At 64.5% G+C, this 21,346-nt stretch carries 22 protein-coding genes; 14 read left to right on the forward strand and 8 right to left on the reverse strand.

Annotation, left to right across the window (positions count from 1 at the left end; all coding sequences use genetic code 11):
• The first annotated feature begins 124 nt into the window (after positions 1–124).
• The 4 genes from PTE31013_RS02975 to PTE31013_RS02990 all read left to right on the forward strand — a co-directional run bounded on the left by PTE31013_RS02975 (position 125) and on the right by PTE31013_RS02990 (position 4,338).
• Entirely contained in the window at positions 125–2,107 is a 1,983-nt protein-coding gene (locus tag PTE31013_RS02975) for a monovalent cation:proton antiporter family protein (protein ID WP_150611314.1), read from the forward strand.
• Between the two features lie 149 nt (positions 2,108–2,256).
• Positions 2,257–2,808, forward strand: a complete 552-nt coding sequence (locus tag PTE31013_RS02980) for an adenine phosphoribosyltransferase (protein WP_174978409.1) — start codon at positions 2,257–2,259, stop codon at positions 2,806–2,808.
• 76 nt (positions 2,809–2,884) lie between these two features.
• Complete coding sequence (locus PTE31013_RS02985) at positions 2,885–3,499, forward strand: LysE family translocator (protein ID WP_150611315.1); 615 nt, start codon at positions 2,885–2,887, stop codon at positions 3,497–3,499.
• Between the two features lie 83 nt (positions 3,500–3,582).
• A complete protein-coding gene (locus PTE31013_RS02990) occupies positions 3,583–4,338 on the forward strand; it encodes a DeoR/GlpR family DNA-binding transcription regulator (RefSeq protein WP_150611316.1) in 756 nt (251 codons plus the stop codon).
• A 156-nt stretch (positions 4,339–4,494) separates the two neighbouring features.
• Here PTE31013_RS02990 and PTE31013_RS02995 read toward each other — a convergent pair whose 3' ends face one another.
• A complete protein-coding gene (locus PTE31013_RS02995; RefSeq protein WP_150611317.1) occupies positions 4,495–5,139 on the reverse strand; it encodes a helix-turn-helix domain-containing protein in 645 nt (214 codons plus the stop codon).
• Between the two features lie 106 nt (positions 5,140–5,245).
• Here PTE31013_RS02995 and PTE31013_RS03000 point away from each other — a divergent pair, with 106 nt between their 5' ends.
• From PTE31013_RS03000 to phnE, 7 genes are all read left to right on the forward strand, one after another.
• Positions 5,246–6,532, forward strand: a complete 1,287-nt coding sequence (locus PTE31013_RS03000; RefSeq protein ID WP_150611318.1) for an MFS transporter — start codon at positions 5,246–5,248, stop codon at positions 6,530–6,532.
• A gap of 24 nt (positions 6,533–6,556) precedes the next feature.
• On the forward strand, positions 6,557–8,083 hold the full coding sequence (locus PTE31013_RS03005; RefSeq protein WP_150611319.1) for an amidase: 1,527 nt from the start codon (positions 6,557–6,559) through the stop codon (positions 8,081–8,083).
• 16 nt (positions 8,084–8,099) lie between these two features.
• Positions 8,100–8,453 (forward strand): RidA family protein, encoded by a 354-nt coding sequence (locus tag PTE31013_RS03010; RefSeq protein WP_150611320.1) that lies wholly within the window; start codon positions 8,100–8,102, stop codon positions 8,451–8,453.
• 10 nt (positions 8,454–8,463) lie between these two features.
• Positions 8,464–9,702 (forward strand): NAD(P)/FAD-dependent oxidoreductase, encoded by a 1,239-nt coding sequence (locus tag PTE31013_RS03015; protein WP_150611321.1) that lies wholly within the window; start codon positions 8,464–8,466, stop codon positions 9,700–9,702.
• 478 nt (positions 9,703–10,180) lie between these two features.
• Positions 10,181–11,047 (forward strand): phosphonate ABC transporter ATP-binding protein, encoded by an 867-nt coding sequence (gene phnC, locus PTE31013_RS03020; protein ID WP_150611322.1) that lies wholly within the window; start codon positions 10,181–10,183, stop codon positions 11,045–11,047.
• A 16-nt stretch (positions 11,048–11,063) separates the two neighbouring features.
• Positions 11,064–12,032: a phosphonate ABC transporter substrate-binding protein gene (gene phnD / locus PTE31013_RS03025; protein WP_150611323.1), complete on the forward strand. Its 969-nt coding sequence runs from the start codon at positions 11,064–11,066 to the stop codon at positions 12,030–12,032.
• 170 nt (positions 12,033–12,202) lie between these two features.
• On the forward strand, positions 12,203–13,009 hold the full coding sequence (gene phnE / locus PTE31013_RS03030) for a phosphonate ABC transporter, permease protein PhnE (RefSeq protein WP_150611324.1): 807 nt from the start codon (positions 12,203–12,205) through the stop codon (positions 13,007–13,009).
• Positions 13,010–13,108: 99 nt separating this feature from the next.
• Here phnE and PTE31013_RS03035 read toward each other — a convergent pair whose 3' ends face one another.
• The 7 genes from PTE31013_RS03035 to phnG form a co-directional block, all read right to left on the reverse strand.
• Positions 13,109–14,245 carry an alpha-D-ribose 1-methylphosphonate 5-triphosphate diphosphatase gene (locus tag PTE31013_RS03035; protein ID WP_150611325.1) on the reverse strand — a complete coding sequence of 379 codons (1,137 nt, stop codon included), beginning with the start codon at positions 14,243–14,245 and terminating at the stop codon, positions 13,109–13,111.
• Positions 14,246–14,261: 16 nt separating this feature from the next.
• Positions 14,262–14,966, reverse strand: coding sequence for a phosphonate C-P lyase system protein PhnL (gene phnL / locus PTE31013_RS03040; RefSeq protein WP_150611326.1), 705 nt, complete (start codon positions 14,964–14,966; stop codon positions 14,262–14,264).
• Positions 14,967–15,061: 95 nt separating this feature from the next.
• Positions 15,062–15,835 (reverse strand): phosphonate C-P lyase system protein PhnK, encoded by a 774-nt coding sequence (gene phnK / locus PTE31013_RS03045; RefSeq protein WP_150611586.1) that lies wholly within the window; start codon positions 15,833–15,835, stop codon positions 15,062–15,064.
• Positions 15,836–15,873: 38 nt separating this feature from the next.
• Positions 15,874–16,761: an alpha-D-ribose 1-methylphosphonate 5-phosphate C-P-lyase PhnJ gene (locus tag PTE31013_RS03050; protein ID WP_150611327.1), complete on the reverse strand. Its 888-nt coding sequence runs from the start codon at positions 16,759–16,761 to the stop codon at positions 15,874–15,876.
• Entirely contained in the window at positions 16,758–18,020 is a 1,263-nt protein-coding gene (locus tag PTE31013_RS03055; RefSeq protein WP_150611328.1) for a carbon-phosphorus lyase complex subunit, read from the reverse strand. Before PTE31013_RS03055 ends, PTE31013_RS03050 begins: the two co-directional genes overlap by 4 nt.
• A complete protein-coding gene (gene phnH / locus PTE31013_RS03060) occupies positions 18,020–18,649 on the reverse strand; it encodes a phosphonate C-P lyase system protein PhnH (protein WP_150611329.1) in 630 nt (209 codons plus the stop codon). The genes PTE31013_RS03055 and phnH overlap by 1 nt, the downstream gene beginning before the upstream one ends.
• A 6-nt stretch (positions 18,650–18,655) precedes the next feature.
• Positions 18,656–19,144, reverse strand: a complete 489-nt coding sequence (gene phnG / locus PTE31013_RS03065) for a phosphonate C-P lyase system protein PhnG (RefSeq protein ID WP_150611330.1) — start codon at positions 19,142–19,144, stop codon at positions 18,656–18,658.
• A 94-nt stretch (positions 19,145–19,238) separates the two neighbouring features.
• On the opposite strand from phnG, the gene phnF reads away from it, so the two are divergent.
• Genes phnF through phnN form a run of 3 tightly spaced genes read left to right on the forward strand, consistent with a single transcriptional unit; the run spans position 19,239 to position 21,309 of the window.
• Positions 19,239–20,000: a phosphonate metabolism transcriptional regulator PhnF gene (phnF, locus tag PTE31013_RS03070; protein WP_150611331.1), complete on the forward strand. Its 762-nt coding sequence runs from the start codon at positions 19,239–19,241 to the stop codon at positions 19,998–20,000.
• The gene (locus tag PTE31013_RS03075) at positions 19,997–20,746 is read left to right on the forward strand and encodes a DUF1045 domain-containing protein (protein ID WP_150611332.1); all 750 of its coding nucleotides are present in this window, start codon (positions 19,997–19,999) and stop codon (positions 20,744–20,746) included. Before phnF ends, PTE31013_RS03075 begins: the two co-directional genes overlap by 4 nt.
• On the forward strand, positions 20,743–21,309 hold the full coding sequence (phnN, locus tag PTE31013_RS03080) for a phosphonate metabolism protein/1,5-bisphosphokinase (PRPP-forming) PhnN (RefSeq protein ID WP_150611333.1): 567 nt from the start codon (positions 20,743–20,745) through the stop codon (positions 21,307–21,309). The genes PTE31013_RS03075 and phnN overlap by 4 nt, the downstream gene beginning before the upstream one ends.
• The last annotated feature ends 37 nt before the right edge of the window (positions 21,310–21,346 follow it).

The following is a 21,346-nucleotide window of genomic DNA, read 5'->3' on the forward strand; positions in this document are numbered from 1 at the left end:
AAGCGGCCCCGCGCCTCGTAGAACCCCGCCCGCGGAGGTCATCTGGCACGGCACTTGCATGGCAATCACCGTGATTCTTCAGACCCCTTACCTTCAGATTCACTCAGGAAACCGACCTTAGCCGATGGCATCACCGCTCGAACTCACTCTTGTCCTGCTGTTTGCCGCCTGCGTCGGGGTGGTGCTGTTCCGCATGCTCCATCTGCCGCCGATGCTCGGCTATCTGAGCGTGGGCATCGTGATCGGCCCGCACGCCATCGCGCTGGCTGCCGATACGCAACGCGTGCAGTACCTCGCGGAGTTCGGCGTCGTTTTCCTGATGTTCTCCATCGGCATCGAATTTTCGCTCCCCAAGCTCAAGAGCATGCGTCGCGTGGTGCTGGGGCTGGGTGTGTCCCAGGTCATGGGAACGTTGCTCGTGGCGGTGGGACTGGGGGCGCTCGTCAACCTGTTCTGGTCGTTCTCGTGGCAGGCCTCGGTGGCCCTGGGCGGCGCGCTGGCCATGTCCTCGACGGCCATCGTCACGAAGATGCTCGCGGAGCGGCTCGAACTCGAGACGGAGCACGGCCGCAACATCATGGGGGTGTTGCTGTTCCAGGATCTGGCGGTCGTGCCGTTGCTGATTGTGATCTCGGCGCTGGGCGGCAACCCGAAGGCGCTGATGCTGGCGCTGTCGCTGGCGGCGCTCAAGATCACGGGCGCGCTTGCGCTGTTGCTTTGGATCGGTCAAAAACTGGTCGGACGCTGGTTCCACATCGTGGCGGCGCGGCGCTCGCAAGAGCTGTTCATGCTCAACCTGCTGCTGCTCACGCTCGGGCTGGCCTATATCACGGAGCACCTTGGCCTGTCGATGGCGCTCGGCGCCTTCATCGCCGGCATGCTGATCGCAGAGACGCCGTTCCGCCATCAGGTGGAGGACGACATCAAGCCATTTCGCGACGTGCTGCTGGGACTGTTCTTCATCACGACCGGCATGTTGCTCGATCCGACCATCGTGATGCAGCAGCCACTGCTGGTGCTGCTGTTCTTCGTCGGCCCGCTGGTCGTCAAGTTCACGCTCATCGCGGGGCTCGCGCGCCTGTTCGGCAGCTCGCCGGGCACGGCGATTCGCACGGGCCTGGGTCTCGCGCAGGCGGGCGAATTCGGCTTCGTGCTGCTCAATCTGGTGATCGGCCGGCACCTGCTCGACCCGTCGCTTTCGCAAGCTGTGCTCGCGGGCATGCTGCTCTCGATGCTGTGCGCGCCGTTTCTCATCATCAATGCCGACCGTATCGCGCTGCGCTTCGTCGCCAACGAATGGATGATGCAGTCGTTGCAGATGACCCGGATTGCCACGCAGAGCATCAAGACGTCGGGCCACGTCATCATCTGCGGCTACGGCCGATGCGGCCAGAACCTGGCGCGCATGCTTGAGCAGGAGGGCATTGGCTATGTGGCGCTCGATCTCGACCCCGATCGGGTGATGGAGGCGGCCAGCTCCGGCGAGACAGTCGTCTTTGGCGATGCGGCCCGGCGCGAAGCGCTGATCGCGGCGGGGATTCACCGCGCCGCTGGCATCGTGGTGACCTACGACAGCACTCCGGCCGCGCTGAAGGTGCTGGCGCAGGTGCAGGCGTTGGAGCCAACCTTGCCAGTAGTCGTGCGCACGGTCGACGACACGCATATGGACGAACTGATTGCCGCCGGCGCGACCGAAGTCGTGCCCGAGATCGTGGAGGGCAGCCTGATGCTGGCATCGCATGCGCTAGTGCTCATGGGCGTGCCGATGCGCCGCGTGCTGCGCCGGGTCGCGCAGGCGCGTAACGAACGCTACAGCCTGCTGCGCGGCTACTTCCATGGCCTGGACGACGAGGACGACGACGCCGAGCGCGAGCAGGTTCGTCTGCAATCGGTTCCGCTCCCTCTGCATGCGGACGCGGTCGGGCACACCCTGGGCGAGCTTCGGCTCGACAAGCTTGGTGTGACGGTCACGGCCATTCGCCGGCATGGCATTCGCGGCGTGGAGCCGGTATCCGAGACGCGGCTGATGGCCGAGGACATCGTGGTGCTGCGCGGGTTGCCCGACCGGCTGGCCGCCGCCGAGGCGCGCCTGATCGGCCACGAGTAGACCACGCATAGACGGCGAGACCGCCAAGGGAGCGTGCGGCCGGTGCGTGCGCCTTGCGCTGGGCGGGGCTGCCCGCGCGGTTGCCGGGCGCCGGGCCATTTTTGGCATAATGTGGCGTGTTCTCCCTCCGTATCCCAAGAAGGATCCCCGTGCAGATCGACGAGTCCCCTGCCGCCTACATCAAGAGCCAGATTCGCACCGTGCCGGACTGGCCGGCGCCGGGCGTGCAGTTTCGCGACATCACGCCGTTGCTCAAGAACCCGCGCACTTTGCGGGTGCTCATCGATGTGTTCGTGCACCGCTACATGACGCACCGTCCCGATTACATCGCGGGCCTCGATGCGCGCGGCTTCATCCTCGGTTCGATCCTGGCCTATGAGTTGAACATCGGCTTCATCCCCATTCGCAAGAAGGGCAAGCTGCCTTATCAGACGGTCGCGGAGGAGTACGAACTGGAATATGGGAGTGCGACGGTCGAGATCCACGCCGATGCCTGCGGCCCGGGCGACCGCGTGCTGCTCATCGACGATCTGGTCGCCACGGGGGGCACGATGCTCGCGGGCAAGAAACTGCTGGAGCGCCTGGGTGCGACCGTCATCGAAGGGGCGGCCATCGTCGACCTGCCGGAACTGGGCGGCTCGCGCCTGATTCGCGACGCCGGATTGCCGCTCTTCCTGCTCTGCTCGTTCGAAGGCCACTGAACCCGGTAACCTGAGCGGACGCGTTGCGGTCCCTCCATCGCCCCTTCATTCACATCACCCGACCTCGGACGCGCCGATGCCCAATCTCTGGCTGTTCTTGCTGACCTCGGTGGCGATCACGCTCGCCCCGGGTCCGGACAACATGCAGGTCATCGCGCGCGGCATTGCGCAGGGCCGTTGGGCGGGGCTGGCCGCGGCCGCCGGGTTTACGTCCGGTTGTCTCTTCCACACGAGCATCGCCGCGGTCGGCCTGGCCGCCGTGCTGCGTTCGTCGCCGTGGGCCTTCGAGGGGATCAAGCTGGCCGGGGCCGCCTATCTCATCTGGATCGGCATCAAGGCGTTACGCGCGCGTGGTGCCCTGGCGCTGGCCAACGCGGCCGCACCACAACCACTCTCGGCCGTCTTCCGCCAAAGCGTGCTGGCGAACATGCTCAACCCCAAGGTCACGTTGTTCTTCCTGGTGTTCCTGCCGCAGTTCGTGAACGCCGACACCGCCCATCCCGGCGGGCAGATGCTGTTGCTCGGCCTCGTGTTCATGGCGCAGACGATCGTCGTGTTCAGCGCGTATGGATGGTTTGCTGGCATGCTGGGCACGTGGCTCAAGCGACGCCCCGGCGCAGGGCGCTGGCTCGACCGTGCCGCCGGCGCCATCTTCATCGGCCTGGGCTTGCGCGTCGCGCTGCAGGCGTAGGGCACATCAGCGCACCGGCATGGCCGGCATCGGCCACACCGATGCCTCCAAAGAATTCGCAGTCCAACCGACATTGCCAGATCATGCTTGCCGAACAACGCCAACAGTACGTGCTCGAACAACTTGCCAAGACCGGGGCGCTCGCGATCAGCGATCTGGTGCGCGAACTGGGCGTCTCGCGAGAGACCGTGCGCCGTGACCTCAATACGCTTGCCGGGCGCGGACTGCTGCTCATGACGCACGGCGGCGCGCTGGCCGCTGATCGCAGCGAACCCGACTGGACGCTGCGCGAGAACGTCAACGCGGTGGGCAAGCGTGCCATCGGCATGCGTGCGGCGGAACTGGTGCCCGATGGGGCGTCGGTGATCATCGACTATGGCACGACCACGCGGGCGGTGGCGCAGGCGCTGCTCGCCAAGCACCAGTTGCGCATCTACACGAACGACTGGCAGATCGCGCGACTGCTGGGCCGTCATCACGACAACCGGGTGACGTTGCTCGGCGGCGAGTTGCAGGACAACGAAGACGCCGTGCAGGGCTGGGACGCCATCAACCAGATATCGCAATACCACGCCGACTTCGCGTTCATCGGCGTGGGCGGCGTGACCGAGGACGGTGGCATCACCGATTTCAACCGTGCTGCCGCCGAGCTTCGAGCGCGCATGTTGCTGTGTGCGAACATCTCGGTCGTGGTGGCGGACCATACCAAGTTCGGTCGTGTGACGCCCGTGCGCATCCGTCATTTCGAAGCGGCCCGTTACCTCATCAGCGACGCCGCTCCACACAAAAGCATGCTGGCGCAACTGCGGGCGCGCGGCCCGGAACTGCTCATCGCGTGAGCGGGTTCAGTCGGGTTTGCATTGTGCGGGCCGATCGCCCGCGTCCCGTCAGACGCCGGGCATCTCCGCCCGGCCGTGCCATCCTCGCTGCCCACCCATCTGCGAAAATCGCGCCTTCGCTCGCCGCGTTCCGCTGACGATCGATATCGGGCGCGATTACATCGCGTCTGCAGACCGATGCGCATCCGCGCCCACACAGCACACCAGTACCTCCGCAGGCAGCTTGCCGGTGCTCAGATACACGTGCCCAACGGAGCTATCGAAGTACAGACTGTCGCCCGGCTTCAGTTGGAACATCGCGCCGGTCTCGAACCGCAGTTCGAGCGACCCCTTAAGCAGAAACACGAACTCTTCGCCGCTGTGGCGTATGTAGTCCGGGAAGTCGGAGAGCTTGCGTGCGCGCACCAGTCCGCGCATCGGCACCATGCGCTTGCCCGTCAGCTCATTGGCGAGCATGCGATATTCATAGTTGGGCGTGTCGTAGACCATTTGGTGGTCCGATGCCGTGAAGGTCGGCACAAGGGGGCCCGTTGCCTCAAGCGGTTTACGTTCGAATAGCGCGTCGAAGCCGACTTCAAGCGCTTGGGCCAGCGCCGCGAACTTGTCATACGTCAGGGCAATATCGCCACGCTCGGCCTTCGAGATCGTCGACACGGCGATGCCGGAGCGCGACGATAAATTCATCAGCGTCAATTTTTTCGCCTTGCGCGCGTCACGCAGCCGCGCGCCAATCGCCTTGCGATCGAACTGCGACGACGGCTCAGCAGGGGAGGGCGCCTTGCGCGCAGGTGATCTGACCATCCTTAGTCTCTCTCATCGGAATACGGGTTTTGTCGTATACGAGAATTATATTTTTCTCATATATGATAACTCTCATTCAGGTTCAACCCCCGAAGGAGCCGATGCCGTGTTAACGCTTGCCATGGAAAAAGCTGGTCTATCGAGGTCCCAAGTCATCGCTGCGACGACGCTGGGTACGGCATTGGAGTTCTACGACTTCACGATTTACAGCTTCTTTGCGATTCAGATCGGACAGCTCTTCTTCCCGTCGGCATCGCCGGTGAACCAGTTCTTGTTGTCGATCGGCGTCTTCGGCGTGGGTTTCGTCGTGAGGCCGCTAGGTGGCATTGTGATCGGTGCCTATGCAGACCGGGTCGGGCGCAAAAAGGCGATGGTGCTGACCATTATGTTGATGGCGCTCAGTTGCGCGCTCATCGCGGGTGCGCCCACGTATGCGGTCGCGGGCGTGGCAGCGCCGTTCATCGTGCTCGCCGCGCGATTGATCCAGGGCTTTGCTGCGGGCGGCGAGTTCGGCCCGGGTACCACGTTGCTCGTCGAATATGCCTCCGACTCGACACGTGCTTTCTTTGCAAGCTGGAACTTCTCGGCCACTGCGCTTGGGCTCGCGATGGGCGCGGGTGTCGCGACGCTCGTCAATGGCATGCTTCCCAAGGAGGCTGTGCTGGCGTGGGGCTGGCGCATTCCGTTCGTGCTCGGCATCGTGGCGGCGCCCGTCGGCATGCTGATACGCCGTCGACTTGAAGAAACGCTCAGCGACGCATCGTCTCGTGGCCCGACTCGGCGAGGCGCGTTGAAGGAGGCGCTCACCACGCACCTCAACCTGACGATTCTCGGCACCTTCGCCGAGCTTGGCGGTTCGGTGTCTGTGTATATCACGGCCTTCTTTCTGCCGAGCCATGCCGTGCGGACGTTGCATCTTTCGTCGACTGCGGCGGTCGTGTCGGGCGTGGTCAGTTCGCTGGTGCTGTTCGTGGCGGCGCCGGTCGCCGGCAAGCTCGCCGACCGCTACAGCCGAAAGCGCGTCCTCGTGGTATCGCGCGTGACCTTGTTGCTGAGCATCTATCCTGCGTTCGCCTGGCTCTCGGCGCAGCCTTCGATGGGGCTGCTTTGCGCGGTGTCCGCGTTTCTTGCCGTGTTCGTCGCCGGACAAATCGTCCCGGTACTCGTGATGATCCCGGAGCTTTTTCCGAAGCACGTTCGGGCGACGGGCATCGCACTGACCTACGTCGTCAGCGCTTCATTCTTTGGCGGGTTTTCTCCGTTCATCGCGAGCTGGCTTGTCGCGCGCACCGGCAACGTCCTGGCGCCGGCGTGGTATGTCGCGGCGGCCTGCGCGATCTCGCTCGTTCCGGTGATCTGGCTGCGCGACCGCACCGGCGAAGCGCTCGACTGAAACGTTTTCATCTCCAGGATCCACATGTCAGATAACGACGACCTCGTGAGCCGCAGTGCAGTCGAATTACGACGCATGATCGGCGCGAAACAGATCTCGCCCGTCGAATTGCTCGACGCGTGCATCGAGCGGATCGAAGCCGTCAATCCGGCCGTCAATGCAATTACGGCGACGTGCTTCGACGTGGCGCGTGAGGCCGCCAAAGCCGCCGAGCGCAAGGTGATGGCGGGTGCGCCGCTTGGGCTGCTTCACGGCTTGCCGCTGGGTGTGAAAGACCTCGAGGACACGGCGGGTTTGCTCACCACCTACGGTTCACCGATGTCGCGTAGCCACGTGCCGTCACGTGACGTGGTGCTCGTCGAACGGTTGCGCGCGGCGGGCGCAGTGCTTGTCGGCAAGACGAACGTGCCGGAGCTTGGCGCGGGAGCGAACACGCGCAATCCTGTGTGGGGCGCGACCGGGAATCCGTTCAATCCGGAATTGAATGCGGGAGGTTCGTCGGGCGGGTCGGCCGCCGCGCTCGCTTGCGACATGCTGCCCGTCTGCACGGGTTCCGACACCGGCGGGTCGCTGCGCATACCGGCATCGAAGTGCGGCGTCGTCGGCTTCAGGCCATCGGCGGGGCTCGTGCCAAACTCACGGCGTCTGCTCGGATGGACGCCCATTTCAGTGGTCGGTCCGATGGGGCGCGATGTCGAGGAAGCCGCATTGCAACTCGCGGCGACTGCCGGCTACTCGACAGGCGACCCGCTCAGCTACGAAATCGACGCGCCCGGCTTCACGGCATTGCCCTGGCTCGATCTCGCCACGCTGCGCGTTGGCTATACCGAAGACTTTGATTCGTGTGATGTCGACGACGACGTGCGCGCAGTGTTTCGTTCGCGCATGGCGGCGCTTGGCAAGCGGGTGCAGACATGCGAGCCGGTCAGCTTTGAACTGGGGGATGTGCACCGCGCGTTCGACGTGATCCGTGCGGAGAGCTTCGTCGCGGGACTGCGCGACGCGTATGCGCGCGATCCGGGGGCGCTCGGGCCCAATACCCGGGCAAACTATGAAATGGGTGCAGCAATGACCCTTGCCGACAGCGCATGGGCGCAAGCGGAGCAGACCCGCATTTTCACGCGTTTCCAGGCAGCGTTTGAGCGTTACGACGTGATCGTCTCGCCGACGACGCCTGTTTCGCCGTTCTCGTGGCGTGAATTGTATGCCGCGCAAATCAACGGCCGCGCTCAGGAGAATTACTACCGCTGGCTCGCCCTGACGTACGTGGTGACGCTCACGACGCATCCTGCGATCTCGCTGCCATGCGGTGTCGATCTTGCGGGCATGCCGTTCGGTTTGCAAATCGTCGGCCCGTTTCGCGGCGATCTCAAGACCTTGTGCGTTGCGCGCGCGATGGAGCGTGCCTTCGACCAGGAGCCGGCACTGCGCCGGCCGCGCCCCGATCTGTCGAAGCTCGTGCACGCGAACCCGGCGCTCAAATCAATTGTCACCCACCCGCCGATCCTGAATTCGGTTGGCGAGAATCCATCCGGAATGTCATCCGTTTAAATCCAGAGAGCCTGCCATGTCCAATGAAATCAAACGGCTGCAAACCAACGCGCGCATGAGCCAGATCGTCGTCGCGAATGGCGTCGTCTATCTGTCAGGACAAGTCCCCGACACGGCTGACGCATCGGTCACCGTGCAGGCAAACGAAGTGCTGACGCGCATCGACGCGCTGCTCGCGGCAGCGGGAATCGACAAAACGCGCATCATCACAGCGAACATCTGGCTCAGCGACCCGAAGCACTTTGGCGAATTCAATGCGGCATGGGAAGCATGGGTGCCCTCGGGCCATGCGCCGACACGAGCCTGTGTGCAGGCACTGCTCATGAAGCCCGGGCTTGATGTCGAAGTGGCCGTCACTGCGCTTGCGTGACGTGACCGTCATGAAATTCGATACGCTTGTCCTCGGTGGGGGCATCGTGGGCGTCTGCGTCGCCGTGCATCTGCAGCAGCGTGGGCACGCTGTCGCGCTGGTCGACCGCAAGGCACCAGGCAACGAGACGTCGTTCGGCAATGCTGGGCTGATCCAGCGCGAGGGCGTCTATCCTTATGCGCTTCCACGCGATTTCGCCACGCTCATGCGCTATGCGCGCAACCGCTCGCCCGACGTGCGCTATCACGCGCGCGCCATGCCGAAGGTGCTTCCGTTTCTGTATCGGTATTGGTATCACTCCCGTGCGGATCGTCACGCGGCTATCGCCCGATCGTACTCGACATTGATCGAGCACTGTGTCGACGAGCATCGCGCATTGGTCGAGGCCTCAGGGGCTCAAGCGCTGTTACGCACGGGGGGCTGGCTCAAGGTGTTTCGCAGCGCGCGCAAACACGAGGCGGAGTTGCGCGTGGCGGAGCAATGGAGATCCGAATATGGCGTCGCGTTTCAATCGCTCGACGTTGGGCAACTGCGGCGTGACGAGCCATCGTTGGGGCACGCGTTGATTGGTGCATTGCGCTATACCGATGCGGACTCCGTGAGTGACCCCAATGCGTTGGTTGCTGCGTACGCGCGCTACTTCGAGACCCTTGGAGGACGAATCTTCATTGGTGACGCGGCGACGCTCACGCCGAAGTGGGGTGTCAATACCGAGGCGGGCCGCATCGATGCGCATTCAGCCGTGATCGCGCTGGGACCGTGGTCGGATCTGGTCACGACACGGATGGGCTATCGACTTCCGCTTGCCGTCAAGCGTGGTTATCACATGCACTACGCCGCGCAGGAAGGCGCGCGATTGAATCAGCCGGTGCTCGATGCCGAGGTCGGCTACATGATGACGCCCATGGCGCGCGGTATTCGTTTGACGACGGGGGCAGAATTGGCCTTCCGCGACGCGCCCGCCACGCCTGTGCAACTCAGTGAAATCGAGCCTTTCGCGCGCGAGATGTTTCCGCTGGGCAAGCGACTCGAGGCCCAACCTTGGCTCGGTTGTCGTCCCTGCACGCCGGACATGATGCCCATCATCGGTCCAGCGAATCGGCACAGGGACTTGTGGTTCGCGTTCGGACACGCGCATCATGGCTTGACCCTCGGTCCTATCACGGGGCGTTTGCTCGCGGAGATGATGGTCGGCGCGGATCCGATCGCGGATCCGCGGCCGTTTCGTGCCGATCGTTTCGGTGACTGATCGCGTCGCGGCCTCTGCCTATGCGCAACGACGATGGCAATCGTTGACGTCGGCGCGTTTCCCGGTGGCCGTTCGAATGGTCGAAACCGCGAGCCGGGTGGACTTCCTGCAGATGTCCTATCTCGGGGCGCGCAGACACGGTTGCGCGTCCCGCAAAGATGTAGACAACATCGTTACCCGATCGCGCGGCAGATGACGTCAGACGTCGGCCGGCGAGGGCTCGGCGCCAGTGCGCCGATGCGTTCCGTTGCGCTCGAAGCGTTGTCAACTAATTGACCCAAAAAGGATTCTCGACGCTCATCAAAAAGCTCATCGTTTGTCACGGTCTTGTCATCGGCGCTTTTTAGACTGCGGTCACTTTTGGCACAAATTGCCACAAAACGGCTAGTCGAGCGATGCCGGCGGCGCGATCCCTCGGCGGGGCGCGGCGGCCGGGAGCGCATCGGGGCCGACCGGCGATTCGATTGACAGGTGAACCGTGGACGAAGCAATTCGAATCGAGCGACTGACCAAGACTTTCACGGGCGGCCGCCGTGCGCTCGACGAGGTGGCGCTCAATGTCATGCCCGGCGAAATGGTTGCGCTGATCGGGGCGTCGGGCTCGGGCAAGTCGACGCTGATGCGTCACATGGCGGGCTTCGTGGCCGCCGATTCGCAACCAGGCGGCATCGACATTCTCGGCCGACCGATTCAGCGCGATGGCCGCATCGTGCGCGAAGTGCGCCAGATTCGCCGCGACATCGGCTTCGTCTTCCAGCAGTTCAATCTGGTGGGCCGCCTGCCGGTCATTACCAATGTGCTGACGGGCCTGCTCGCGCGTGTGCCGCTGTGGCGCAGCCTGATGTACCGCTTCACCTCTGAAGAGCGCCAGACGGCGCTCGCGGCGCTGGCCGAAGTGGGCATCGCCGATCTGGCCTTCCAGCGCGCCAGCACGCTCTCGGGGGGGCAGCAACAGCGCGCGGCATTGGCGCGCACGCTGGTGCAGGGTGCGAAGATCATTCTCGCGGATGAACCGATTGCGTCGCTCGACCCGGAGTCGGCCCGCAAGGTGATGGACATGCTCGCGCGCATGAACCGCGATCACAAGCTGACGGTAGTCGTCTCCCTGCATCAGGTTGACGTAGCGATGCGCTACTGCGTGCGCACTGTGGCGCTGCATCAGGGGCGTGTGGTCTACGACGGCCCGTCTGCGGCACTCACGCCCGACCTGCTGCGCCGTCTTTATGGCGTGCAGGCGAGCGAACTGCTCAACGAAGACGCCGATGCCCCGGAGCGCGTGACGGGCGCGAAGCCGGCCGACGCGGAAACGCCTTTTCTTACCTCGATGTCCCTAAGTCTGACCTGACCTGGAGCTTGTCCTCATGAAACTGTGGAAAACCTTGCTGGCCGGCGCGGCCATGATCGCCTCGGTGGCGGCAGCGCACGCGCAGGAAATCAATTTCGGCATTATCTCGACCGACTCGAGCGCAGCCCTGCGTCAACGTTGGCAGCCGCTGATCGACGACATGGAGAAGCAAACGGGCCTGAAGGTGACCCCGTTCTTCGCCACCGACTACGCCGGTGTGATCGAAGGCATGCGCTTCAACAAGGTGCAACTCGCCTGGATGGGTAACAAGGGCGCGATGGAGGCCGTGGACCGCTCGAAAGGCGAAGTCTTCGCGAAGATCGTGTATGCCGACGGCACGCAAGGCTACTACTCGCTGCTGATCTCGAACAAGTCGAGCCCGTACAAGACGCTCGACGACGTGATCAAGAACGGCAAGAAGATCAACTTCGGGCTGGGCGATCCGACCTCGACGTCGGGCACGCTGGTGCCGGGTTACTACGTGTTCGCGAAGAACAACATCGATCCGCGCACGTACTTCAAGACCGCGCGCAGCTCGAACCATGGCGCGAACCTGATGGCCGTGCTCAACAATCAGGTCGACGTGGCGACGAACAACACCGAAGAGCTGAGCAAGCTCGAGGCAACGCAGCCGGAGAAGGCCAAGCAGGTTCATGTGATCTGGAAGTCGCCGCTGATCCCGTCGGACCCGATGCTGTGGCGCAAGGACCTGCCGGCCGCCACGAAGAAGAAGATCCGCGACTTCTTCCTGGCCTACGGCAAGGACGCGCACGAGAAGGAAGTGTTGAAGAACATTTACAACTACGGCGGTTTCCGCGCGTCGACCGACGCCCAACTGCTGCCGATCCGTCAGCTCGAACTGTTCAAGCAAAAGATGCAGCTTGCGTCGGATGCCAACATCGACGCCGCCAAGAAGAAGTCGCAACTGGCCGAAATCGACAGCAAGCTCGCCGCGCTCGACCAGGAAATGAACAAGGCGAAGTAAGCGTTTCATCGCACAGAAGTCAGTCATTGATTCAAGCGACGTCACAGGGCAGTGCGAGCGTGCTGCCCTGTGATGAATACCCGCGAGCCGGACCCTCGTACCCGCCGTGTCCTCTGCGGTCCGATTTTTCTCCGGCCGATGCTATGCCGGAATGACTTGTGGTACTCGACATGAACACCAGCGTATCCCTCACTGCAAATGGTCGCCTGCCGGGCGAGCCGCCCAAGCGTTCGTGGCTGTCCTTGATCGGCTGGGGGGCGTTCTTCCTGATTCTGGTGTGGTCGTGGGGCGGTGCCGATATGCGCCCGCTCGATCTGATTCGCGATTCGGGCAACATGAGCCAGTTCGCGCACGATTTCTTCCCGCCCGATTTCCACGACTGGCGCGTGTATGTGCACGAGATGCTCGTGACCATTCACATCGCGGTGTGGGGCACGGTGCTCGCGGTTGTGTGTTCGATCCCGATGGGGTTGCTTTCGGCGTCGAACATGGTGCCGGCGTGGGTGTATCAGCCGGTGCGTCGCGTGATGGATTCCTGCCGTGCGATCAACGAGATGGTTTTCGCGATGCTCTTCATCGTTGCGGTGGGTCTGGGTCCATTTGCCGGCGTGCTTGCGCTATGGGTGCATACGACGGGCACGCTCTCGAAGCTGTTCGCCGAAGCGGTCGAAGCGATCGATCCGCGTCCGGTGGAGGGCGTACGCGCTACGGGGGCGCGTGCCATCGACGAAATCCTGTACGGGGTGTTGCCGCAGGTCATGCCGCTGTGGATCTCGTACACGCTGTACCGTTTCGAGTCGAACGTGCGTTCGGCGTCGGTGGTCGGCATGGTCGGAGCGGGCGGTATCGGCGTGGTGCTTTATGAAGTGATCCGCAGCTTCCAGTACGCGCAGACGTGTGCCGTGATGCTGATCATGATCGTCGTGGTGACGTGCATCGACGTCTTCTCGGCGCGTGTGCGCAAGCAGGTGATCTGACGCCGAACAAAAAAGCGCAGTCGATAGTAGTAAGCAGAACGCCGGTCCTTGGAGACCGGCGTTCTGCATTTACGCGGGGGGAGTCGGGTCGCGGCGCACTCAGGCGACACGCAGTCCTTCCAGAAAGGTGGCGCGCGGCACCGGCGGCATGCCGGGGCGGACGGCGACACGCACCATGTCTGCTCGCAAACCCGGCATGATGCCGCCACGGTCGGAGAGGCCGACCGACTGCGCGGGCGTCCACGACACGGTGCGCATTGCCTTCGAGAGCGACCAGCCGATTTCGTTATGGAGTTGGAAGGCGGCTTGCAGCAAGCTGGACGGCACGTAGTCCGACGACAGGATATCGAGCATGTCTTCGCGCGCGAGATCGGCTGCTGCGACATTGCCCGAATGCGACCCCCCGCGCACGATGTTGGGTGCGCCCATGATCACGCCAATCGACTTCTCGCGTGCTGCGCGGGCTGCGGTGAGTGTCGTCGGGAATTCCGAGAGCGCCACACCGTCGCGGACGGCTTCGTCCACGTGTTCAATCGACGTGTCGTCGTGACTCGCCAGCGGCAGGCCGCGCTCGCGGCTCATCGTCACAATGGTGTGGCGGTGCGGCAAGGCGAACGCCTCTTGCTGAGCCTTCAGATCGGCCAGCATCGCTTGCCACGTCTCGTCCGACACCTTACCGTTACGCTCGTGATACTGGCGGTACTGCACCGGGTCGTGCCACTGGCGCTGACCCGGCGTGTGATCCATGACTGACACGAGCCTCAGTAGCGGGTGGTCGCTCATTTCGGCGAACGCCTCGGCCGCGTCGCGCGTGGCGACCTCGCAGCGCAGATGCAGGAAGTGATCCGCACGGAACAGACCGGCGGCGACGCTGTCGAGCAGTGCCTGAGCGCACTCGTTCTGCACTTTGCGGCTGCGCAGGCCGAACGCGTCGCGCTCGCCGATCACCAGCGAGTCGAAGACCGTGGTGATGCCGGCGGCGGCGACTTGTGCGTCGTGAATCGCGAACGCGGCGTGCGTGTTCCAGAGCACGCCGGGGCGTGGCGCGAGGTGCTTTTCCAGATTATCGGTATGCAACTCCACCAGACCGGGCAATAGATGATCGCCCTCCCAGTCGATGGCCTCCGGCACCTGCGTCGTGCCTTCTTCCACGGAATATATGCGGCCCTCGCGCACGTCGACGACCCCGGTGAAGGTGGTCTCGGGGGTGACGATGCGGGCGTTCTTGATAAGCATGACAAACTCCGGTGGATCAATGAGCGGGGCGCAGCACGGGGCGCATGACGAGTGTGCGGGAGGCAACCTCGTCGCGGGTCGCTTCGTCGTGGAAAATGCCGATGATCGCGCTGCCGGCGGCGCGCGCCTCGCCAATCAGTTGCGCGACCATGGCCCGGTTCCGGGCGTCGAGCGATGCGGTCGGTTCGTCGAGCAGCAGCACGGGTGCGGCGGCAATCAGGCCGCGTGCGATATTGATGCGCTGCTGCTCGCCTCCTGAGAACGTCGCCGGGGCGAGCGACCACAACCGTTCGGGAATATTCAGGCGGGCGAGAAGATCGCGGGCACGGCCTGCGGCGTCGCCGTCGCCATACCCAAGACGGCGCAATGGCTCTGCCACGATGTCGAGCGTGCTCACGCGCGGAATCACGCGCAGGAACTGGCTGACGTAGCCGAGCGTGGTGCGGCGTACCGAGAGCACTTCGCGGGCGGTGGCGGTGCTCAGGTCGACCCAGCGCCGCGTGTGGCCGTCGTCGTGACGGATTTCGATGCGGCCTTCGCCGACGAGGTAGTTTCCGTAGAGACAGCGCAGCAGTGTGCTCTTGCCCGCGCCCGAGGGGCCAACGAGCGCCACGCATTCGCCGCGCCGCACGCTCAGATCCACGCCGTCGAGCGCAGGAATGGCCGCACCGCCCTGGGCGTGCAGCCGGAACGTCTTGTGCAGGCCCTGAGCGCGCAGCATGACGTCGGGCTCGTGTGTGGCGAGGGTAACGGATTCCTGCCGGAGCGCTGCCCTGTCGGGAGACGAGGCAGCCGTGGGAGAGTTCGTTCCGGAGTTCATACGGGCAGCACCGAGGAAACCAGCAATTGCGTGTAAGGATGTTGGGGATCGTCAAGCACCTGATCGGTCAGCCCCGCCTCGACCACGCGGCCGGCCTGCATCACGATCAGGCGATGCGCGATGAGTCGCGCCACGCCGATATCGTGCGTGACGATGATGGCGGCAAGATGAAGGCGCTCGACGAGCGAGCGCAACAGATCGAGCAAACGCGCCTGCACCGATACGTCGAGACCCGCGGTCGGCTCGTCCATGAACACGAGGCGAGGTTCGGTCACTAGATTGCGGGCAATTTGCAGACGCTGCTGCATCCCGCCGGAGAACGCGCCGGGCATCTCGTCGACGCGGGCCGGATCGAGTTCGACCTGTGCCATCCAGTGGCGCGCCTTGGTGCGGATGTCGCCGAAGTGGCGCGCACCGACGGCCATCAGGCGATCGCCGATGTTGCCGCCGGCCGAGACGTTCATGCGCAACCCGTCGCGCGGATTTTGTTCCACGAAGCCCCACTCGGTACGCAGCAGACGACGCTTGTGTGCCTCGTCCAGCGTGCTCAGGTCGTGCAACGTGCCGTCGGTGCCGCGATAGTGCAGCGTGCCGGCGTCGATCTCATGACGCAGCGCCAGCGCGTTGAGCAGCGTCGACTTGCCCGATCCCGATTCGCCCACGACGCAAACCACTTCGCCGGGCCAGAGATCGAACGTCACGTCGGTGCAGCCGATGCGCTCGCCGTAGTGTTTGCCCAGCCCCGCCACACACAGCAGCGGTTCGTCCATCGGCGGTACGGCGCGCAGGGCCGCGTTGGAGAGCGTACTCATGCGGCCTCCTTCGTGGCCGTGCGGCTGCCGCAGTAGTCGCTGTCCGAGCACACATACATGCGGGTGCCCGCGTCGTCGGTGATGACTTCGTCGAGGAAGCTGTCGGTCGCGCCGCACAAGGCGCAATGCGCGTCCCACTTCTGGATCTGGAACGGGTGGTCGTCGAAGTCGAGGCTCTCGACTGGCGTGTACGGTGGAATCGCGTACAGCCGCCGCTCGCGTCCCGCACCGAAGAGTTGCAGCGCCGGGTTCATATGCAGCTTGGGGTTGTCGAATTTCGGAATCGGGGAGGGCGACGTGAGATAACGCCCGTTCACGATGACCGGATAGTCATAAGTCGTTGCGATAGCGCCGTGCCGCACGATGTCCTCGTACAGACGCACGCGCATGAGGCCGTACTCGCCCAGCGCATGCAGCTTGCGCGACTCGGCGATGCGTGGCTCCAGACGGAAGAGCGGCTCGGGCATCGGTACCTGATAGACCATGATCTGGCCTTCATGCAGTGCCGCTTCGGGAATGCGGTGACGCGTCTGGATGACGGTGGCATCCGACGTTTTGGTCGTCGTGGCCACACCGGCCGTGCGTGCGAAGAAGCGGCGGATGTTCACGGCGTTGGTCGTGTCGTCCGCGCCCTGGTCAATGACCTTGAGCGTGTCGTCGGCACCGATCACCGCGGCACTCACCTGAATGCCGCCCGTACCCCAGCCATAGGGCAGCGGCATCTCGCGGCTGCCGAACGGCACCTGATAGCCCGGAATCGCCACCGCCTTGAGCAGGCTGCGGCGAATCATGCGTTTGGTCTGTTCGTCGAGGAACGCGAAGTTGTAGCCCTCCGCGGTCACGGCACCTGCCGCTGGCGAAGACGTTTGCGCGGCGTCGCTCATGCGGCCTCCCGAGTGTTCTGAACGGTGGGGCCAGTGTCGTCGCCAGCGTCCTGTGTTCCGTATTTCGCGGCGTGCTCGGCGCGCAGACGGCGCACCAGTTCCAGCTCGGCCTGAAAGTCCACGTAATGCGGCAGCTTCAGATGCTGGACGAAGCCGGAGGCTTCGACGTTGTCGCTGTGATAGAGCACGAATTCCTGCTGCTGCGCGGGCGAGGTGACGGCGTCGCCCAGTTCCTGTGTGCGCAGTGCACGATCGACCAGCGACATGGCCAGCGCCTTGCGCTCGTTGTGGCCGAACGCGAGACCGTAACCTTGCGTGAACTGCGGCGGCACGTCCTGATTGCCGCCGAACTGCGTAACCATCTGACACTCGGTCACAGCGATCTCGCCAATGTCGATGGCAAAGCCGAGTTCTTCCGGCACGATCTCCACGGCGACATGCCCGATGCGAATTTCCCCCGCGAACGGATGATCGTTGCCATAGCCGCGCTGTGTGGAGTAGCCGAGAGCGAGCAGGAAGCCCTCGTCGCCGCGGGCGAGATTCTGCAACCGTGCCGTGCGCGATGCGGGTGTGAATAGCGGCGCCTGCACGAGATCATGCGGCTCGGGGTCGGTGCCATCGGCGCGCAGTGATTCGAGCAGGCCGTCGCGTCCGAGAATGTCGGTCACACGCGGGGTGACGCCAATGGGCGGCACGCCAGGGATGGCGACATCACCCTGTGCGACGGCGTTGCGGGATTCGACACTTGCGGCGTCGTACGCGGTATCGGCATCGGCATCGGCATCGGCATCGGCATCGGCGCCGGCTTCGCCGGGCAATGGCTCACGGTCGCCGTGCGCGGGCGTCTCGTCTTCCGCGAGCAGCGCGAAGTCGAGCAACCGTTGCGTGTAGTCGTACGTGGCGCCCAGCACCTGACCGCCCGGTACGTCCTTGAACGTGGCGGAGATGCGGCGCGACAAGCGCATCGCGGCGGTGTCGAGGGGCGTTGTCGTGCCCAGGCGTGGCAGCGTCGTGCGATAGGCTCGCAGCAGGAAGATCGCTTCGACGAGATCGCCCGCCGCTTGTTTGATCGCCAGTGCCGCGAGCGTCTCGTCATACAGCGCGCCTTCGCTCATCACGCGCGCGACGGCCAGACGCATCTGTTCGCGGATTTGCGTAACGCTCAGCGCAGGCACCTCGGGATTGCCGCGCCGCGCCCGGGCGAGCAGATCCCACGATTGTTCGATGGCGCGCTCGCCACCTTTGACTGCGACATACATCAGCAAACCTCCACATGCGTGGTGCGCGGCAGGCCGAGCACCGTGTCGCCAGCGGCGATCAACAGGTCGAGCCCGGCGGGAAAGCGGGGGGCGAGCGCGGCGCGCGCTTGCCAGAAAGCCGTGTCGAGCCCGCCGACCGTCACGTCGGCATGCGAGGCGATGCCGGGGCCGCGCAGCCGCAGATGCAGGCCGCCCGTGCCGGTGTGACCGGCGGCGAGCGCTGGCACATCGACGATCAGCGTGGCGCTGTGTTCGGGCGATTCCGCCGTACCGAACGCGAAACGCTGGAGTGCGGGACAGCGTGCGGGATCGGTGAGCAGCGCGAATTGCGCCGTCGCCAGATCCGCTTCGCCACTCAGCAAGGGCGCGCCCGTGTGAAAGCGCAGTGCGCTCGCCACTTCGAGCAGCGGAAACTGCAGCCAGACGGAGGTTGTCGCGTCGGCCAGGGCGAGCAGCGTGGCGCGCGCGGCGATGCTCGCTTCCTCGCTCGGCGCGAGCCGGCTGCCGACACTGCGCAGCTCACCGGGGCGTGCCAGCGCGTCGAGCACTGCGCGGAACACGCCTTGTGCATCATGAACGGGATCGGCGAAGCCGGGTTGCAACTGCGACCAGTCAGGTATCGATGCCATCAACATTCAGGCCTCCCGGACCATGGTGAAGAACTCGACGCGGCTCGCGGCCGTGTCGGCGTCGTTCCGGTTCGCGGTGGCCGCCAGCCGTCCGGCAATCGTGGCGAGCGGGCCGGCGGCGAGTCCATGGCGGTGATGCGGCATCTGCATGAGCGCATCGAGACGCGCCACGCGTGCGGCCCGCTCGGGGTCGCGGCCCAGCACGTAGCCGGTGCCGACGACGCCGTCTTGCTGACGCAACGTGCAGCGCGTGACGGTCGTCTCGCCGAGGTTAAAGCGATCGCCGCAGCCGCCGACGCGGCCTTGCACCATCACCAGTCCGGTCTGCGGTGCGCGCAGCCAGACGAATTCGGGGGCGCCCGGACAGCGGGCGATGGCGTCGTCAAGTTCGTCGCGCGTGGCGCGGGCGAGCAGCGCGAGCCATTGCGCGCGGGCGGGCGGGGCGGCGTTGCCCTCGCCCTCGCCGCACGCCGTGTGGGAAGAAGTGTTCGGCATGATTGTCTAGTCGTATAGACGTGTGTATGATTGCAATAACTTCGGATGGGGTAATGCACGCGAACTCATTACAACTTTGCCGGGTGTCAATTTGATGACAGCACAACTCGAACGTGGCGGCGGCGTCGCCGTCTGGCGGCAGATTGCACAGATTCTTGCCACCGAAATCGGTGAGCGCCGCTATGGCGAGGGTTTGCCCGACGACCGCCTGCCGAGCGAGACCGAACTCGCACAGCGCTTCGGCGTGAACCGTCACACGGTGCGCCGTGCCATTCTCGGGCTCTCGGAGCAGGGGCTCGTGAATGTCGAGCACGGTCGCGGCACTTTCGTGCAGGCGGGGGCCATCGGCTACGTGATCGGACGTCGCACGCGTTTTACCGAAAATCTCTCTCAGCACAATCTCAAGACAGCGCAACAGATTCTTTCGGCGCAGAAGGTGAAGGCGGAGGCCGCCGTGGCGCATGCGCTCGAGATTCGCGTGGGGGCGCCGGTGTATCGCGTCGAACTCACGCGCCGCAGTCTCGACACCCAAGGCATCGAGTTACCGCTCGCGTACAGCGAGAACTGGTTTCCGGCGGCGCGCTTTCCCGACTTCCCCGACGTCTTCGCGCAACACACATCGATCAGTGCAACGCTTGCGAGCTTCGGAGTCACGGACTACACGCGGCGCGAGAGCCGAATCGGGGCGCGGCTTCCGGACGGCGAGATCGCACGGCATCTTGGCATCAATCGTCAGCAGCCGGTGCTGAGTGTGGAGAGTACCGACGTCGACGAAGCGGGCAAGCCCGTCAAGTACGGCATCGCCTATTTCCCGGCGGATCGCATGCAACTCGTGGTGCAGGGAGAGATGGCATGAGCGAGGCGCCGCAATTGACGATCGATCTGTCCGTGGCTCGGTTTGCGATCTACTACGCGCCATCCGCAGGCTCGTGCTGGTGGAACGAAGGCAGCCGGTGGCTGGGACGTGACGCGATCACCGGGCGCCTGCTCAATGCGCCGCAAGTGCCGGGCCTGTCCCGTTCGCTGCATGAGGTGACGGCCGATCCACGGCGTTATGGATTGCACGCGACGCTCAAGGCGCCGATGAGGCTCGCGTCTCAGGACGGGCTTGCGCGTTTGTCCGGTATCGCCACCGCAGTGGCCGCGCGTCATGCACCATTTGATCTCGCAGTACACACCGATGTCGTCGATACCGACAACGGCAAGCAGCCGGGCTTTGTTGCGCTTTGTCCCACTGTCGGGTCTGTGGGCACGAAGGCGGTCGATGCCCTCGCTGCCGACTGCGTGCAGTCGTTCGACGATCTGCGCGCACCGCCGACGGACGTGGAATTGGCTAAACGTAACGCGCAACCGTTATCGTTACGTCAACGCGAATTGCTCGCGCAGTGGGGATATCCGTACGTGTTCGATGAGTTCCGATTTCATGTGACGCTGTCCGATCGTGTGGACGCAAGCGACGCGGCCGCGATTGCCAACTGGTGGCAACCGCGCGTGCAGGCGCTTGGGGTCATGCGCGTCGACAGTCTGGCGCTCTTCGTGCAACCGGCGCCCGGCGAGCCGTTCCTGCTGCACGAACGCTTCGTCTTCGGGGAGGGCGCATGAATCACTCACGCCTCTTTTACGTGATGGGGCCATCGGGCGCGGGCAAGGACTCGTTGCTGGCATACGCACGCGAGCGGATCGGTACGGCGTTGGCCGGTGGCGCGCCGGTGCTTTTCGCGCATCGCTACATCACGCGAGCGCCATCCGAAGGGGAAAACCACGTGGCGCTATCGCACGCCGAATTCGCGGTGCGCCACTCGCTGGGTTGCTTCGCGCTCGACTGGACGAGCCACGACTGCCGGTATGGCATCGGCATCGAGATCGATGCCTGGCTGGCGTCCGGGGCGAATGTCGTCATCAACGGGTCGCGTGCGTTTCTGGCGCAAGCGGTCCATCGTTACGGTGAGCGCCTGCATGTGGTGGAAGTCCGCGTCGATCCGGCCGTGCGTGCCCGACGCCTCGCCTGCCGCGGCCGCGAAACCGGCGACGCCCTCGACAAGCGCGTCGCGCATCAGGTGCAATGGACGCCCCCCGCAGGCATTCCCCTCACGGTGATTGCCAATGACGGCGCGTTGGCGCAGGCGGGGGATCGTCTCCTCAATTTGCTGACGAAGCCGGGCTGAGCCTTGGGGGCCAGGGCGGGTCGCGACACCGAAGACG

It is taken from the genome of Pandoraea terrigena (assembly GCF_902459705.1).
Lineage (GTDB): Bacteria > Pseudomonadota > Gammaproteobacteria > Burkholderiales > Burkholderiaceae > Pandoraea > Pandoraea terrigena.

Bases quoted from the DNA above. Each gene is read 5' to 3' on its own strand.
- PTE31013_RS02975 (WP_150611314.1), top strand. From the start codon at position 125: ATGGCATCACCGCTCGAACTCACTCTTGTCCTGCTGTTTGCCGCCTGC.
- PTE31013_RS02985 (WP_150611315.1), top strand. From the start codon at position 2,885: ATGCCCAATCTCTGGCTGTTCTTGCTGACCTCGGTGGCGATCACGCTC.
- PTE31013_RS02990 (WP_150611316.1), top strand. From the start codon at position 3,583: ATGCTTGCCGAACAACGCCAACAGTACGTGCTCGAACAACTTGCCAAG.
- PTE31013_RS02995 (WP_150611317.1), bottom strand. From the start codon at position 5,139: ATGGTCAGATCACCTGCGCGCAAGGCGCCCTCCCCTGCTGAGCCGTCG.
- PTE31013_RS03005 (WP_150611319.1), top strand. From the start codon at position 6,557: ATGTCAGATAACGACGACCTCGTGAGCCGCAGTGCAGTCGAATTACGA.
- PTE31013_RS03010 (WP_150611320.1), top strand. From the start codon at position 8,100: ATGTCCAATGAAATCAAACGGCTGCAAACCAACGCGCGCATGAGCCAG.
- PTE31013_RS03015 (WP_150611321.1), top strand. From the start codon at position 8,464: ATGAAATTCGATACGCTTGTCCTCGGTGGGGGCATCGTGGGCGTCTGC.
- phnD (WP_150611323.1), top strand. From the start codon at position 11,064: ATGAAACTGTGGAAAACCTTGCTGGCCGGCGCGGCCATGATCGCCTCG.
- phnE (WP_150611324.1), top strand. From the start codon at position 12,203: ATGAACACCAGCGTATCCCTCACTGCAAATGGTCGCCTGCCGGGCGAG.
- PTE31013_RS03035 (WP_150611325.1), bottom strand. From the start codon at position 14,245: ATGCTTATCAAGAACGCCCGCATCGTCACCCCCGAGACCACCTTCACC.
- phnL (WP_150611326.1), bottom strand. From the start codon at position 14,966: ATGCTGCGCGCTCAGGGCCTGCACAAGACGTTCCGGCTGCACGCCCAG.
- phnK (WP_150611586.1), bottom strand. From the start codon at position 15,835: ATGGACGAACCGCTGCTGTGTGTGGCGGGGCTGGGCAAACACTACGGC.
- PTE31013_RS03050 (WP_150611327.1), bottom strand. From the start codon at position 16,761: ATGAGCGACGCCGCGCAAACGTCTTCGCCAGCGGCAGGTGCCGTGACC.
- PTE31013_RS03055 (WP_150611328.1), bottom strand. From the start codon at position 18,020: ATGTATGTCGCAGTCAAAGGTGGCGAGCGCGCCATCGAACAATCGTGG.
- phnH (WP_150611329.1), bottom strand. From the start codon at position 18,649: ATGGCATCGATACCTGACTGGTCGCAGTTGCAACCCGGCTTCGCCGAT.
- phnG (WP_150611330.1), bottom strand. From the start codon at position 19,144: ATGCCGAACACTTCTTCCCACACGGCGTGCGGCGAGGGCGAGGGCAAC.
- phnF (WP_150611331.1), top strand. From the start codon at position 19,239: ATGACAGCACAACTCGAACGTGGCGGCGGCGTCGCCGTCTGGCGGCAG.
- PTE31013_RS03075 (WP_150611332.1), top strand. From the start codon at position 19,997: ATGAGCGAGGCGCCGCAATTGACGATCGATCTGTCCGTGGCTCGGTTT.
- phnN (WP_150611333.1), top strand. From the start codon at position 20,743: ATGAATCACTCACGCCTCTTTTACGTGATGGGGCCATCGGGCGCGGGC.